Origin of the sequence: Streptomyces rimosus subsp. rimosus, from assembly GCF_000720725.1 — a bacterium.
GTDB classification, from domain to species: domain Bacteria; phylum Actinomycetota; class Actinomycetes; order Streptomycetales; family Streptomycetaceae; genus Streptomyces; species Streptomyces rimosus_A.
Map to the genome: position 1 here is coordinate 22,835 of NZ_JOCQ01000053.1, position 14,994 is coordinate 37,828.

Annotated in this window: 13 protein-coding genes; 8 read left to right on the forward strand and 5 right to left on the reverse strand. The window is 73.2% G+C overall.

Annotation, left to right across the window (positions count from 1 at the left end):
• Positions 1-2: 2 nt before the first annotated feature.
• A complete protein-coding gene (locus IH45_RS0125460; RefSeq protein WP_030672859.1) occupies positions 3-1,193 on the reverse strand; it encodes a cytochrome P450 in 1,191 nt (396 codons plus the stop codon).
• Positions 1,194-1,388: 195 nt separating this feature from the next.
• Between IH45_RS0125460 and IH45_RS0125465 the strand changes: the two genes are divergently transcribed.
• On the forward strand, positions 1,389-2,069 hold the full coding sequence (locus tag IH45_RS0125465; protein ID WP_030672861.1) for a TetR/AcrR family transcriptional regulator: 681 nt from the start codon (positions 1,389-1,391) through the stop codon (positions 2,067-2,069).
• Positions 2,070-2,139: 70 nt separating this feature from the next.
• Here IH45_RS0125465 and IH45_RS0125470 read toward each other — a convergent pair whose 3' ends face one another.
• Positions 2,140-2,706 carry a GNAT family N-acetyltransferase gene (locus IH45_RS0125470; RefSeq protein ID WP_030672864.1) on the reverse strand — a complete coding sequence of 189 codons (567 nt, stop codon included), beginning with the start codon at positions 2,704-2,706 and terminating at the stop codon, positions 2,140-2,142.
• A 138-nt stretch (positions 2,707-2,844) separates the two neighbouring features.
• On the opposite strand from IH45_RS0125470, the gene IH45_RS0125475 reads away from it, so the two are divergent.
• Positions 2,845-3,582, forward strand: a complete 738-nt coding sequence (locus IH45_RS0125475; protein WP_030672868.1) for an endonuclease V — start codon at positions 2,845-2,847, stop codon at positions 3,580-3,582.
• A gap of 33 nt (positions 3,583-3,615) precedes the next feature.
• Here the strand turns inward: IH45_RS0125475 and IH45_RS0125480 are convergent, their stop codons facing one another.
• On the reverse strand, positions 3,616-4,842 hold the full coding sequence (locus IH45_RS0125480) for a saccharopine dehydrogenase family protein (RefSeq protein WP_050515174.1): 1,227 nt from the start codon (positions 4,840-4,842) through the stop codon (positions 3,616-3,618).
• 202 nt (positions 4,843-5,044) lie between these two features.
• Here IH45_RS0125480 and IH45_RS0125485 point away from each other — a divergent pair, with 202 nt between their 5' ends.
• Together IH45_RS0125485 and IH45_RS0125490 are read left to right on the forward strand one after the other, a co-directional pair.
• Positions 5,045-5,974, forward strand: a complete 930-nt coding sequence (locus tag IH45_RS0125485) for a dihydrodipicolinate synthase family protein (RefSeq protein ID WP_030672874.1) — start codon at positions 5,045-5,047, stop codon at positions 5,972-5,974.
• Positions 5,971-7,467: a sialate:H+ symport family MFS transporter gene (locus IH45_RS0125490; RefSeq protein ID WP_078897777.1), complete on the forward strand. Its 1,497-nt coding sequence runs from the start codon at positions 5,971-5,973 to the stop codon at positions 7,465-7,467. The genes IH45_RS0125485 and IH45_RS0125490 overlap by 4 nt, the downstream gene beginning before the upstream one ends.
• Here the strand turns inward: IH45_RS0125490 and IH45_RS0125495 are convergent.
• Positions 7,443-7,877 (reverse strand): phosphatase domain-containing protein, encoded by a 435-nt coding sequence (locus tag IH45_RS0125495; RefSeq protein WP_030672881.1) that lies wholly within the window; start codon positions 7,875-7,877, stop codon positions 7,443-7,445. The genes IH45_RS0125490 and IH45_RS0125495 overlap by 25 nt on opposite strands.
• A 35-nt stretch (positions 7,878-7,912) precedes the next feature.
• Complete coding sequence (locus tag IH45_RS0125500) at positions 7,913-8,650, reverse strand: MgtC/SapB family protein (protein ID WP_030672882.1); 738 nt, start codon at positions 8,648-8,650, stop codon at positions 7,913-7,915.
• A 374-nt stretch (positions 8,651-9,024) separates the two neighbouring features.
• Here IH45_RS0125500 and IH45_RS0125505 point away from each other — a divergent pair, with 374 nt between their 5' ends.
• The 4 genes from IH45_RS0125505 to IH45_RS0125520 all read left to right on the forward strand — a co-directional run bounded on the left by IH45_RS0125505 (position 9,025) and on the right by IH45_RS0125520 (position 14,945).
• Positions 9,025-10,242, forward strand: a complete 1,218-nt coding sequence (locus tag IH45_RS0125505; protein WP_078897778.1) for a CaiB/BaiF CoA transferase family protein — start codon at positions 9,025-9,027, stop codon at positions 10,240-10,242.
• 49 nt (positions 10,243-10,291) lie between these two features.
• On the forward strand, positions 10,292-11,446 hold the full coding sequence (locus tag IH45_RS0125510; protein ID WP_030672891.1) for an acyl-CoA dehydrogenase family protein: 1,155 nt from the start codon (positions 10,292-10,294) through the stop codon (positions 11,444-11,446).
• Between the two features lie 77 nt (positions 11,447-11,523).
• Positions 11,524-12,738, forward strand: a complete 1,215-nt coding sequence (locus IH45_RS0125515; protein WP_030672895.1) for an acetyl-CoA C-acetyltransferase — start codon at positions 11,524-11,526, stop codon at positions 12,736-12,738.
• A gap of 32 nt (positions 12,739-12,770) precedes the next feature.
• The gene (locus IH45_RS0125520) at positions 12,771-14,945 is read left to right on the forward strand and encodes a 3-hydroxyacyl-CoA dehydrogenase NAD-binding domain-containing protein (protein ID WP_030672898.1); all 2,175 of its coding nucleotides are present in this window, start codon (positions 12,771-12,773) and stop codon (positions 14,943-14,945) included.
• Positions 14,946-14,994 lie beyond the last annotated feature (49 nt).

Below are 14,994 nucleotides of genomic sequence, written 5' to 3' on the forward strand. Positions count from 1 at the left end.
GCTCACCACCCCACCGGCATCACGCGCGGGCCGCGGACCAGCATCTGGTCCTTCCACACCACGTCCCCGGCCACATGCAGCCCGGGGAAGCGGGTGATCAGGGCGATCAGCGCCTCCTGGAGCTCCAGCCGGGCCAGCGGCGCGCCGAGGCAGTGGTGCACACCGTGTCCGAAGCCGAGGTGCTGGTTGCCGTCGCGGGCGATGTCGAGGGTGCCGGGCTCGTCGAAGCGCAGTGCGTCCCGGTTGGCCGCGCCGACGGCGACCAGCACCGGTTCACCCGCGCGGACGAGTGTGCCGCCCACCTCGATGTCCTCGGTGGCGTAGCGCGGGAAGCCCGCACCGCTGCCGAGCGGTACGAAGCGCAGCAGTTCCTCGACGGCGCTCTTGACCAGCGCGGGCTCGGCGCGCAGCCGCGCCAGCTCGCCCGGGTGGTCCAGCAGCGACAGGACGAAGTTGGGGATCTGGGTGGCCGTCGTCTCGTGCCCGGCGACCAGGATGCCGACGCACAGGTCGATCAGCTCCAGCTCGGACAGCCGGTCGCCGACGTCCCGGGCCTCGATCAGCCGCGTCATCAGGTCGTCCCGCGGCGTCACGCGGTGATCCTCGATCAACTTCGCCATGTAGGCGCGCAGTTCCTCGCGGTTGGCGTCGAACTCCTCGGCCGTCAGCGAGCTGGTGGACAGCGCGGCGTCGCTCCACTTGCGGAACTTGGGCCGGTCCTCCTCGGGTACGCCGAGCATCCGGCAGATCACCGCGACCGGGATGGGCAGCGCGTAGCGGTCCACGAGGTCCACGGGCGGGCCCGCGGCCTCCAGTTCGTCGATCAGGCCGTGCGTCAGCTCGCGCACCCACGGCCGCAGTTTCTCCACCTGGTGGACGGTGAACGCCTTGGCGACCAGGGTGCGCAGGCGGGTGTGGTCGGGCGGGTCCATGCTCAGTATCCCGCTGTCCCGCTGGCCCTCCGACTGCCGCGGCTCGTCGCGTTCGAGCCCTTCCGCGCGGCTGAAGCGCCGGTCGCCGAGCACCAGCCGGGCGTCGGCGTAACGGGTGGCGAGCCAGGCCGGTTCGCCGTACGCCATCTGTACCCGCAGCAGTCCGGGCCGGTCGCGGACCTGCTCGTAGATCTCGGACAGGGCCAGTCCGTCGGCGTCGTTGAACGGGTAGGCAAGGGGCATCGTGTCGGCTGTGGTCACCGGGGCCTCCCTCGTGTAAGCAGCTGCTTACAAACTAGAGGGGGGCTCTTGGTACGGTCAACGGCCTTGCGTGATCCGCCTGCTGGCGGGGCGTCGGGTCGGCGGCCGCGGTACAGGGGCGCGTGTACGGAGAGCGTGTACGGGGAGAGCCGGTGCAGGCAGAGCGTGCGCAGGCACAGCGGAAGGAGTACGCGGATGACCGGGAACGAGACGTGGGCCGGGACGGTGACCGATACGGGATGCGCGCGGGGCGGGCCGGACGCGGCGAATGGGCCGGCCGGGCCGGAGGGCGGCGCCGGGGCGCGCCGTCGCGGGGCGCAGGGCACCCGGCTGCTGCTCCTGGAGGCCGCGGCGGCGCTGTTCGCCGAGCGGGGGTACGAGCGGGCGACCGTACGCGACATCGCGGAGCGGGCCGGGGTCAACCAGGCGCTGCTCTTCCGCTACTTCGGCTCCAAGAAGGCGCTGTTCGGCGAAGTGGTGGCGCGCGGCGGCCAGGAACAGCTGCACAGCACCCCGCCCGCGGAGCTGTTCGAGGTGGCCCTGCGCGGCATGCTCGGCCGCCGCGGCGAGGAGGCGGGGGACCGGGCGCTGGAGACGTTCCTGCGCTCGATCGGCGACAGCGACGAGATCACCACCGCGGTACGGGAGATGGGCGACGACTACGCGCGGGTGCTCGCGACGCTCAGCACCGCCGCCGACCGCGGGCTGCGCGCCGATCTCGCCCTCTCGTGGATGCTCGGCATCGGCCTCATGCGGGTGGTCGTCGGCAAGCAGCCGCTCGCCGACGCCGACCCGGACGAGGTGTGCGCGCTGGTCACCGGCGCGCTCGGCACCCTCCTGGAGGACCTGCCGCCCGCGGCGCCGCCGACGGCCTGACCGGTCCGGCCGCACCGGTCAGCGGTGGCCGCCGGCCGCCGTCGTGCACCCGGCAGCCGCACGTCTGCGATCAGCGCACGCCCGCCCGCTTCTCCCGCCACTCCGGCGCGAGCACCGACCAGATCTCCACGTCGTGGCGTACGCCGCCGCGCGCGTACTTCTCCCGCTGCACCCCGTCGCGCACCAGCCCGAGCCGCTCGGCCACCTTCAGGCTCGCGGTGTTGCCGGACGCGGCGATCCACTCCACGCGGTGGATGCCGCGTACCTCGACCGCCCAGTCGACGATCACCTGGATCGCCCGGGTCACCAGTCCGCGCCCGACGGCCGCCTCCTCCAGCCAGCAGCCGACCTCGCAGGTCCCGGCCGCGGCGTCGAAGGTACGGAACAGGACGCCGCCGACGAGCGTGCCGTCCGCCGTCCAGATCCCGTACAGCCGCCCGCTGTCGTCCGCCGCCTTCTCCGCGTACGACCGCAGGAACGCCCGTGTGGAGTCGAGATCGGCGCAGGCGTCCGCCAGCCCGATGAAGCGGCCGATGTACTCCCGGCCGCGGTCGATGTGCGCCAGGTACTCCTCGGCGTGGTACGGCTCCAGGGGCCGCAGTTCGGCACCGTCGTCACCCAGCGAGATCGCGAACATCCCCGTTCCCCCTTGTTCCGTGCGCCCGTACGGACGCGGTTCGGCGGTGCGCCACACGCGCACCGCGCGCATCATCACACACCGCCGCCACGCCCACCGCACCTCACCCACCAGGCCGTTCGATACCGTGGCCGCACCATGACGAACGACGGCACGATCAACCTCGAAGACGAGCTGGCCCACTGGCCCACCGACGAGACCGGGGCGCTCGCGGTCCAGGACCGGCTGCGCGTCCATGTGCGCCGGGAGCAGTCCGGGCCCGAGCCGGGCTTCGCCGGGACGGTCGTCGGCGTGGACGTCGCCTACGACGACGAGCACGACCTGGTGGCCGCGGCGGCCGTCGCCCTGGACGCCGTCACGCTCGCGGTCGTCGAGGAGGCCACCGCCGTCGGCCGGGTCTCCTTCCCGTACGTACCGGGACTGCTCGCCTTCCGGGAGATTCCCACCGTCGTGGACGCGCTCGGCCGCCTGAGCCGTACGCCGGACCTGGTGGTCTGCGACGGGTACGGGCTCGCGCACCCGCGCCGCTTCGGCCTCGCCAGCCACCTCGGCGTGCTCACCGGCCTGCCCACCATCGGCGTCGCCAAGAATCCGTTCACCTCGCGCTACGAACTGCCCGGTGCGGAGCGCGGCGCGTCCTCGCCGCTGGTGGACGGCTCCGGCGCGGCGGGGGACGGGGGAGACGAGGTGGTCGGTCGGGCGCTGCGTACGCAGAAGGGCGTCAAGCCGGTGTTCGTGTCCGTCGGCCACCGCATCGACCTCGACCGGGCCTGCGCGCACACTCTCCACCTCGCGCCGAAGTATCGCATCCCGGAGACGACCCGGGCCGCGGACGCGCTGTGCCGGCGCGCCCTTGCGGAGGCGCGCGCCGACTGACGTCCTGGGACCGTTCCCCGGCCGGGCGCCCGATCAGGCCACCGGAGCCGTACGCTCCACCCGCGACGTGGACTCGGCCACCACCCGGAACGTGAGACCCGCCCGCCGGAGCCGCCCGGTGAGCGCGTCGCCCATCGCGACCGCCGTCGTCACCTGCCCGGAGGCGGCGGGCAGATCGTCGAAGGCCAGGCTCAGCGCCGACTCCGCGAGGATCTTCGCCGTCTCGTCGTACCCCGGGTCGCCGCCCGAGACCTCCGTCAGGACGCGCCGGCCCCCGCCCTCGCCGACGAACCGCAGGCTGAACGTGCTGCGCGCCCGCCGCTCCGCGCTCGGCCCGGTGCCCGGCGCCAGCCGGCCGGACAGCCACCGGCGCGCGGGCGGCACCTGCGCGAGCGTGCAGGCCGCGGAGGCCGCGCCCACCGCGCCCACGGCGACCGGCAGCCACTTGACGGCGGCGAAGTGGCGGTAGCGGAAGTCCGGTCCGTACTGCTCCAGCCCGGCCGCCGAGCGCGCCACCACCTGCGGGTCGAGCGTCGGCAGCGGCAGGGCCCAGGCCCGTACCGCGCCGTTGCGGTACGGGCGGCCGAGCGGGGCCCGCACCGTGCGGTCCGCGGGCCGCGGCTCCAGCCGCTGCCGGTCGCGGGCGGCGCGCAGCAGGCCCAGCGGGCGTGCGACGGTCGTCAGCGCGGAGGCCAGCGTGCCGCCGGAGACGGTGCCGTTGCTCCGTACGAAGCCGTCGACGCGCAGCGGCACACCGGCCGGCAGCCGGCCGACGGTGAAGCGCACGCCGAGGTCCGCCGGCACGCAGTCGAAGCCGCAGGCGTGCACGATGCGGGCGCCGGACGCGCGCGCCGCCGCGTCATACCGTACATACGTCCGGTCGACGAATTCGGCCTCGCCGGTCAGATCGGCGTAGTCCGTACCGGCCTCCGCGCAGGCGGCGACCAGCGCGTCCCCGTACGTGAGGTACGGGCCGACGGTCGTGGCGAGCACGCGGGTGCCCGCGGCGAGCGCGCGCAGCGAGCCGGGGTCGTCCACATCCGCGCACAGCAGGGGCAGTTCCGCGCAGGCCGGGTCGATCGCGGCCAGATCGTCGCGCAGCCGTGCCAGCTTCGCGCGGTCGCGGCCGGCCAGTGCCCAGCGGCAGCCGGCGGGCGCGTGCCGGGCCAGGTACGCGGCGGTGAGCCGCCCCACGAATCCGGTGGCGCCGAACAGCACCAGGTCGTGCGGCCGTGCTGCGGTCTCCTGCGGTCCTGTCACGCCTGCCTCCGCCTCGGTTCCCGGCCGTTCCGTACCGCGGCCGGTGCGGCGCCACGCTAGGCAGCGGTTGACCTCCCGTCAACGAACGGCCTCGTCCGGCGAGGGGCCGGGCGGTATTGACACGCCTGGTCGGCTGGACCACATTCACCCGCACGTCCGCCAACATGGGACGTCCGATGTCCGGAATGTGGAGATCTCGCCCATGCCCCTCCCCATGCCCTTCAGCGGTGTCGTTCCGCCGCTGTGCACCCCGCTGACCCCCGACGGCCGGATCGACACCCGCTCGCTGGCCGCGCTCGCCGGCCGGCTCACCGCGGCCGGGGTGAGCGGGCTGTTCGTCCTCGGCTCCAGCGGGGAGGCCGCTTACCTGACCGACGCGCAGCGCCGTACCGTCGTCGAGACGGTGGCCGAGGCCGCCGCGGGACGGCTGCCCGTCCTGGCCGGGGCCATCGACATGACCACGCCGCGCGTGCTGGAACACGCCCGGCAGGCCCGGAGCCTGGGCGCCGACGCGATCGTGGCCACCGCCCCGTACTACACGCGCACCCATCCCGCGGAGATCGCCGACCACTTCCGGCGGGTACGCGACGGCGCCGGGCTGCCGCTGTTCGCGTACGACATCCCGATGGCCGTGCACACCAAACTGCCGGCCGACACGGTGGTCACGCTCGCGCGGGACGGCGTGCTGGCGGGTCTGAAGGACAGCAGCGGCGAGGACGGGGCGCTGCGGCGCCTTCTGGTACGGGTGCGCGCGCAGGCACCCGGCTTCGCCGTGCTCACCGGATCGGAGCTGACCGTGGACGGCGCCCTGCTGGCGGGTGCCCACGGCGTCGTGCCCGGCCTCGGCAACGTCGATCCGCACGGCTACGTACGCCTCTACGAGCACGCCGCCGCGGGCCGCTGGCGCGAGGCCGCCGCCGAACAGGACCGGCTTGCCGCGCTCTTCGCGCTCACCGACGCGGGCGACCCGGCGGTGATGGGCCGCAACTCCTCCGCGCTGGGCGCCTTCAAGGCGGCCCTGCACCTCCAGGGCGTCATCGACTGCCCGGCCACTGCGCCGCCGCAGGTGCCGCTGGACGAGGCCGCCGTCGGCCGGGTCCGGCGGTGTCTGGAGGAAGCCGGGCTGCTGTGAGGCCGCGCGCGTCGAAGCCGACGAGGGGCGGGCGGGCGCCCTGGTACCGGCAGGTGACGCCGCGCCAGTGGAAGTCCCTGTTCGCCGCCTGGGTGGGCTACCTCCTGGACGGCTTCGACTTCGTCCTGATCACCCTCGTGCTGACCGAGATCGCCGGCACCTTCGGCCTGAGTACGGCGGGCGCGGCCTCCTTGGTGTCCGGCGCGTTCATCACCCGCTGGCTCGGCGGGGCGCTGCTCGGCGCGCTGGGCGACCGGTACGGGCGCAAGGCCGCGATGATCACCAGCATCCTGCTGTACTCGCTGGGGACTTTCGCCTGCGGCTTCGCCTGGGACTACACCAGCCTGTTCACCGCCCGGCTGGTCATCGGCATGGGCATGGCCGGGGAGTACAGCGCCAGCGCCACCTACGTCCTGGAGAGCTGGCCCGCCGCCCTGCGCAACCGCGCCTCCGGCTTCCTCATATCCGGGTACGCGGGAGGCACGGTCCTCGCGGCCCAGCTCTACCAGTGGGTCGTGCCGAACCGGGGCTGGCGCTGGATGTTCTGGATCGGGGTGCTGCCGGTGCTGGTCGCGCTGTGGGTCCGCAGGTCGCTGCCGGAGGCGGGCGACTGGAGCGCCGAGGTGGCGGCTGCCGGGAGCCGCCCCAACCCGTTCCGGCCGCTGTTCGCCGGGCGCTTGCGGCGATGGCTCAACGCGGTGCTCGCGGCCGTCGCTTCCGCCGCCCTCTTCTGCGTCTTCACCCCGGCCGGTACGGGGCAGGTGCCCTGGCTGGCGGCGCTCGCCGCGATCTGCCTAGCCGCGTTCGCCGTCCAGCTCGGCGGCCGGCGCGGCTGGGTGCTGTACGTCGCCTTGACGGTCACCGTGTTCTGCGCCTTTCTCTACAGCTGGCCCGTCCAGGCGCTGCTGCCCACCTACCTCAAGTCCGAGCTGGGGTACGCGCCCGCGCAGGTCGCCGACGTGATGTTCTACGCCGGGTTCGGCACGATGGCGGGCTGCTGGCTGGCCGGCTTCACGGGCGACCGGTTCGGCACCCGCCGCGCGTACGCCGGCACGCTGCTGGCCTCCCTGGCCTTCGTCTTTCCGGTGTTCGCCGTACAGGACAACCTGGTCGCCCTGGGGCTCCTGCTCTTCGGGCTGCTCGCCCTCGGCCAGGGCATCTCGGGCATCTTGCCGAAATACATCGCCGGGCACTTCCCGACCCCGGTGCGCGCCGCCTCGCTCGGCTTCGTCTACAACGTCGGCGCGCTCGGCGGGGCGGTCGCCCCGGTGCTCGGCGCCCGGCTCGCCGAGGGCATGACACTGGGCCGGGCCCTGGCCGTCCTCACCTTCGGGCTGACGCTGGTCGTCATCGTCCTGGTGGGCGGCGACGTACCGGTACGGCTCGCCCGCCTGGCGGACCGGGAGGTGGTGGGCGATCACCTGGTGCCGGGCGGGGGCGGACCGGAAGAGGCGGGCGAGCCCGGCGGTCAGCGTCCGAAGCGACGTACGTAGCGCCGCTGCCAGGGCGTCTCGACGGCCCGGTGGTCATAAGCGCCGCGCACGAAGTCCACCGCCTGCCCGGCCGGCACGCCGTCCAGGACCGCGAGGCAGGCCAGGGCCGTTCCGGTCCGGCCGCGGCCGCCCCCGCAGGCGACCTCGACACGCTCGGTCGCCGCGCGCTCCCACACCTCGCCGAACAGTTCCCGCGCCCGCGCGCGGTCGCTGGGCAGCCGGAAGTCCGGCCAGCGCAGCCAGCGGGCCTCCCAGGGGACCTCGGGCGGCTGCTTGCCGAGCAGGTACACGGCGAAATCCGGTACCGGGCCCGACGGCAGCGGGCGGCGCAGGCCCCGCCCGCGGACCGTGCGCCCGGAAGGCAGCCGGAGCACCCCCGGACCGTCCTCCTGCCACGCCGCGTTCACCATGCCGTGCCCACCCCTTCCCCCGTCGCCCTCGCCCGTCACTCCGTACGGTCCGACTCCCGCCCCAAAGACACTCCGCGCACGCCGTCCAGCTCCGTCAGCCGTTCCACGAGCGGGTGCGCCGAACCCGTGCCTTCCAGGCGCAGCAGCACCTCGGCCGGCACCTGGTCGTCCGAGCCCGTCTCCACCTGGACGTCGGTCACCTGGAAGCCGCTGCTGGTGCACATCTCCAGCATCCGGCCCAGCAGACCGTGCTGTGCACGGTAGCTCAGGCGCAGTTCGACGCGCTCGACGAACGGCGCACGCCGCCGCTCGGAGAACAACTTCGGGAAACCGCGTACGACGAGGAAGTGGACGAGGGTCGCGCCCAGGGCCAGCAGGGGCAGGCCGCCGCCGCACGCCATGCCGATGGCGCAGGTCAGCCAGATCGTCGCGGCGGTCGTCAGGCCCCGTACCGCGTCCTTCTTCACGAAGATCAGGCCGCCGCCGATGAAGCCGATGCCCGAGACGATCTGCGCGGCCACCCGGGACGGGTCCAGCGCGACCCCGTCCGTGCCCAGCAGCGCGTAGAAGCCGTGGACCGAGACCTCCATGAACAGCGCGCTGCCCACGCCGACGAGGGTGTGGGTGCGCAGCCCCGCGCTCTTCTGCTGTACCTGCCGCTCCAGCCCGATGAGGGAGGACAGCAGGAGCGCCAGGGCCAGTTCGGCGAACTGGCGGAGGCCCTGACCGTGGCTGATGTCGAACAACGGTGATGCGAGGTGCGTATGAGGCATCCGTCCATTGTCCCTCCATGATCGGCGGACGGGCCGTTGTCAGTGGTCGCCGCTAGCGTGGTTTTCACGGTGACCGGCGGACGGCCGGTCCGGAGCGCAAGGCGGTGGGTGCGGTGGGTGTGACGGTGCGGCGGTCCATATCCGGGCGCGGTCCCGTCGCCGGTTCCCCCGGGGGAGCGCGCCGCTGGTGAAGTGGCGTGCGAAGGCCCGTGGCGGCGGTGGGAGTTGACCACCGCCGCCACGGGCTTTCCGGTGCCCGCCGGTTGCCCTCGGGGTCTTGTGGAAAGTGGAACACGTTCTTAACATCGCGAGTGTTACATCAGAAGTGTCACAGTCTCGGTAATGGCACAGTCCTGCGGAGCTCAGGGGGCCCGATGGCAGGGACAGGGAACGGCCCGCTGAGCGGGGTGCGCGTGGTGGAGCTGGCCGGTATCGGGCCGGGCCCGTTCGCCGCGATGCTGCTGGCCGACCTCGGCGCCGACGTGGTGCGCGTCGACCGCCCCGGCGGCCCGGCCCTCGGCATCGACCCGGCGTACGACATCACCAACCGCAACAAGCGCTCCGTGCTCGTGGACCTGAAGTCCGCCGAAGGGCCCGGTCAGGTCCTCGACCTCGTCGAGCGCGCCGACGTGCTGATCGAGGGGTACCGCCCCGGCGTCGCCGAACGGCTCGGCATCGGCCCGGACGCCTGCCTGGAACGCAACCCGCGGCTGGTGTACGGCCGGATGACCGGCTGGGGCCAGCAGGGCCCGCTGGCCGCCACCGCCGGACACGACATCGGCTACATCGCCGTCACCGGCGCCCTCGGCATGACCGGCCCGCCCGACGGCCCACCCGCCGCCCCCGCCAACCTGCTCGGCGATTACGCGGGCGGCTCCCTGTACCTGGTCGTCGGCGTCCTGGCCGCGCTGCGGCACGCCCACACCGAAGGCGGCGGCGGCCAGGTCGTGGACGCGGCCATCGTCGACGGCACGGCCCACCTCACCGCGATGATCCACGGCATGCTGGCCGCCGGCGGCTGGCAGGACCGGCGCGGCGCCAACCTCCTGGACGGCGGAGCCCCGTTCTACGGCACCTACGAGACCGCCGACGGCGGCCATATGGCGGTCGGCGCGCTGGAGCCGCGCTTCTACGCGGAGTTCGTCCGGCTGCTCGGCATCGAGGACGACGCGCCCGCGCGCGACGACCTCGGCGCCTGGAAGGAGCTGCGCGCCGCCATCGCCGCCCGCTTCAAGACCCGTACGCGCCAGGAGTGGACCGCCGTCTTCGAGGCGTCCGACGCCTGCGTGGCGCCCGTACTGTCGCTGCGCGAGGCGCCCGCACACCCGCACCTCGCCGCCCGCGGCACCTTCACCGGCCACGGCGGCATCACCCAGCCCGCACCGGCCCCGCGCTTCTCCGCCACCCCCGGCGCCATCCGCCGCCCCCCGGCCCAGCCCGGCGCGGACACCGTCGACGTGGCCCGCGACTGGGGCGTCCCGGCCCTGACCGACCGCCGGGAGCCGGCCCCCGGCACCGGCCACCGCACGGCCTGGCCCGACGGCACCCGCGCCGCGGACGGCCGCGCCCGCCCCGAGGGCGGGGCCGGCTGATGGCCGCCGCCCCGCCGACCCACCGCCCGCCCCGAGGAGGCCCGAAGCGATGACCGCGCAGCTCAGGCGCCAGATCTTCACCGAGGACCACGACGCCTTCCGCCGCACCGTACGGACCTTCCTCGACCGGGAGGTGACGCCGCACTACGACCAGTGGGAGAAGGACGGCATCGTCAGCCGCGACGCCTGGCGCGCGGCCGGCAAGCAGGGCCTGCTGGGCCTGGCCGTCCCGGAGGAGTACGGAGGCGGCGGCAACCCCGACTTCCGCTACGCCGCCGTGCTGGCCGAGGAGTTCACCCGGGCCGGCGCCGCCGGGCTCGCCGTCGGCCTGCACAACGACATCGTCGGCCCGTATCTGACCCAGCTCGCCACCGAGGAGCAGAAACGCCGCTGGCTGCCCGGCTTCTGCAGCGGCGAGACCATCACCGCCATCGCCATGACCGAGCCGGGCGCGGGCTCCGACCTCCAGGCCATCCGCACCACCGCCGAGGACCGAGGCGACCACTGGCTGCTGAACGGCACCAAGACGTTCATCTCCAACGGCATCCTCGCCGACCTGGTCATCGTCGTCGCCAAGACCACGCCCGAGGGCGGCGCGCACGGCCTGAGCCTGCTGGTCGTGGAGCGGGGCATGCCGGGGTTCGAGCGGGGGCGCAACCTGGACAAGATCGGCCAGAAGGCGCAGGACACCGCCGAGCTGTTCTTCACCGACGTACGGGTGCCCAAGGAGAACCTGCTCGGCGAGCTGAACGGCGCGTTCGTCCATCTGATGACCAACCTCGCGCAGGAGCGGATGGGCATCGCGGTCGCCGGGATCGCCGCCGCCGAACACCTGCTGGAGATCACCACGACGTACGTGAAGGAGCGCGAGGCGTTCGGCCGGCCGCTCGCCAAGCTCCAGCACATCCGCTTCGAGATGGCCGAGATGGCGACCGAGTGCGCCGTCACCCGCGAATTCATGGACCGCTGCATCGTGGACCACTCCGCGGGGCAGCTCGCCGCCGTACACGCCTCGATGGCCAAGTGGTGGGCCACCGAACTGCAAAAACGCGTCGCCGACCGCTGCCTGCAACTGCACGGCGGCTACGGCTACATGAGCGAGTACCCGGTCGCCAGGGCCTTCACCGACGGCCGCATCCAGACCATCTACGGAGGCACCACCGAGATCATGAAGGAGATCATCGGCCGTTCCCTCCTCGGCTGACCGGCCGCCCGGCCCGGCGTCCCACGCGCCCCCACACCCCGCCGCCCCCGAAACCACAGCTCGAAAGGCTGCACACCGTGACTTCCGAAGCGTACGTATACGACGCGATCCGCACCCCGCGCGGACGCGGCAAGGCCAACGGCGCGCTGTACGGCACCAAACCGATCGACCTCGTCGTCGGCCTCATCCACGAGGTGCGCAGGCGCTTCCCCGGCCTCGACCCGGCCGCCATCGACGACATCGTGCTCGGCGTCGTCGGCCCGGTCGGCGACCAGGGCTCGGACATCGCCCGGATCGCGGCGATCGCCGCCGGGCTGCCGGACACCGTCGCGGGCGTCCAGGAGAACCGCTTCTGTGCCTCCGGCCTCGAAGCCGTCAACATGGCCGCCGCCAAGGTCCGCTCCGGCTGGGAGGACCTGGTGCTGGCGGGCGGCGTCGAGTCGATGTCACGGGTGCCGATGGCCTCCGACGGCGGCGCCTGGTTCGCCGACCCGATGACCAACTTCGACACCGGCTTCGTCCCGCAGGGCATCGGCGCCGACCTCATCGCCACCATCGAGGGCTACTCCCGCCGCGACGTGGACGAGTACGCCGCACTCTCCCAGGAGCGCGCCGCCGCGGCCTGGAAGGACGGCCGTTTCGCGCGCTCCGTCGTGCCCGTCACCGACCGCAACGGCCTGGTCGTCCTCGACCACGACGAACACCTGCGGCCCGGCACCACCGCCGACTCGCTGGCCGGCCTCAAGCCGTCCTTCGCCGCCATCGGCGACATGGGCGGCTTCGACGCGGTGGCCCTGCAGAAGTACCACTGGATCGAGAAGATCGACCACGTCCACCATGCGGGCAACGCCTCCGGCATCGTGGACGGCGCGGCGCTGGTCGCCATCGGCTCCCGCGAGGTCGGCGAGCGCTACGGCCTCACCCCGCGCGCCCGCATCATCTCCGCCGCGGTCTCCGGCTCGGAACCCACGATCATGCTCACCGGCCCGGCCCCCGCCACCCGCAAGGCGCTGGCCAAGGCGGGGCTGACCATCGACGACATCGACCTCGTGGAGATCAACGAGGCGTTCGCCGCGGTCGTGCTGCGCTTCGTCAAGGACCTGGGCCTGAGCCTGGACAAGGTCAACGTCAACGGCGGCGCCATCGCCCTGGGCCACCCCCTCGGCGCCACCGGCGCGATGATCCTGGGCACCCTCGTCGACGAACTGGAGCGCCAGGACAAGCGGTACGGCCTGGCCACCCTGTGCGTCGGCGGCGGCATGGGCATCGCCACCGTCATCGAGCGCGTCTGACCCCCGTCCGAACCAGCCACGGAGCACGCATCATGACCGAGTCCACCACCATCCGCTGGGAACAGGACAAAACCGGCGTCGTCACCCTCGTCCTCGACGACCCGAACCAGTCGGCCAACACGATGAACGACGCCTTCAAGACCTCCCTGACGGCCGTCGCCGACCGCCTGGAGGCCGAGCGGGACTCCGTACGCGGCGTCATCGTCACCTCCGCCAAGAAGACCTTCTTCGCCGGCGGCGACCTGCGGGACCTGATCGCCGTCACCCCCGAGCACGCCCAGCGCGCGTTCGACAGCGGCCAGGCCATCAAGCGCGACCTGCGCCGCATCGAGACCCTCGGCAAGCCGGTCGTCGCCGCCATCAACGGCGCGGCCCTCGGCGGCGGTTACGAGATCGCCCTCGCCTGCCACCACCGCGTCGCGCTGGACACCCGCGCCACCAAGATCGGCCTGCCCGAGGTCACGCTCGGCCTGCTCCCGGCGGCCGGCGGCGTGGTCCGTACGGTGCGGCTGCTCGGCATCGCCGACGCGCTGCTGAAGGTGCTGCTCCAGGGCACCCAGTACAACGCCGTACGGGCCCGGGACAACGGCCTGATCCACGACGTGGCGGCCACCCCGGAGGAACTGACCGAGAAGGCGCGCGCGTTCATCGACGCGCACCCCGAGTCCCAGCAGCCCTGGGACGTCAAGGGCTACAAGATCCCTGGCGGCACCCCCGCGCACCCGAAGTTCGCCGCCAACCTCCCCGCCTTCCCGGCCAACCTGAAGAAGCAGCTGAACGGCGCCCCGTACCCGGCCCCGCGCAACATCCTCGCGGCGGCCGTCGAGGGCTCCCAGGTCGACTTCGAGACCGCGCAGGCCATCGAGGCGCGCTACTTCACCGAGCTGGTCACCGGCCAGATCTCGAAGAACATGATCCAGGCGTTCTTCTTCGACCTCCAGGCCGTCAACTCCGGCGCCAGCCGCCCCAAGGACATCACCCCGCGCACGGTCCAGAAGGTCGCCGTGCTCGGCGCGGGCATGATGGGCGCCGGCATCGCGTACGCCTGCGCCAAGGCCGGGATCGAGGTCGTCCTCAAGGACGTCACCCCGGAGGCGGCCGAGAAGGGCAAGGCGTACGCGGAGGGACTGCTCGCCAAGGCGCTGAGCCGCGGCCGGACGACCGAGGCGAAGCGGGACGAGCTCCTCGCCCGCATCAGGCCCACCGCCGAGGCGCGGGACCTGGCCGGCTGCGACGCCGTCATCGAGGCCGTCTTCGAGGACACCGCCCTCAAGCACAAGGTGTTCCAGGAGATCCAGCACATCGTCGCCCCCGACGCGCTGCTGTGCTCCAACACCTCCACCCTGCCCATCACCACCCTCGCCCAGGGCGTCGAGCGGGACGCCGACTTCATCGGGCTGCACTTCTTCTCGCCCGTCGACAAGATGCCGCTGGTCGAGATCATCAAGGGCGAGCGGACCGGCGACGAGGCGCTGGCCCGCGCCTTCGACCTGGTACGCCAGATCCGCAAGACCCCCATCGTCGTCAACGACTCGCGCGGCTTCTTCACCTCCCGCGTCATCGGCCACTTCATCAACGAGGGCGTGGCGATGGTCGGCGAGGGCATCGAGCCGGCCTCGGTCGAACAGGCCGCGGCCCAGGCCGGCTACCCGGCCAAGGTGCTCTCCCTGATGGACGAGCTGACCCTCACCCTCCCGCGCAAGATCCGCGACGAGACCCGGCGGGCGGTTGAGGCGGCCGGCGGCACCTGGCAGGAGCACCCGGCCGACACCGTCATCGACCGCATGGTGGACGAGTTCGGGCGGCCGGGCCGCAGCGGCGGCGCCGGCTTCTACGAGTACGGCGAGGACGGCGGCCGCACGGGCCTGTGGCCGGGCCTGCGCGAGCACTTCACCCGGGAGGGCACCGCCATCCCGTTCCGCGACATGCAGGAGCGGATGCTGTTCGCCGAGGCGCTGGACACCGTCCGGTGCGTCGAGGAAGGCGTGCTCACCACGGTCGCGGACGCCAACATCGGCTCCATCCTGGGCATCGGCTTCCCCGGCTGGACCGGCGGCGTGCTCCAGTACATCAACGGTTACGAGGGCGGCCTCCCCGGCTTCGTGGCCCGCGCCCGCGAGCTCCAGGCGACGTACGGGGACCGGTTCGCGCCGCCCGCGCTGCTGGTGGAGAAGGCGGAGAAGGGGGAGCGGTTCGGGGACGCGTAGCCGTACGGGACGCGGTGCGGACCGGCTTGCGGGGGCCGGTCCGCCCGGT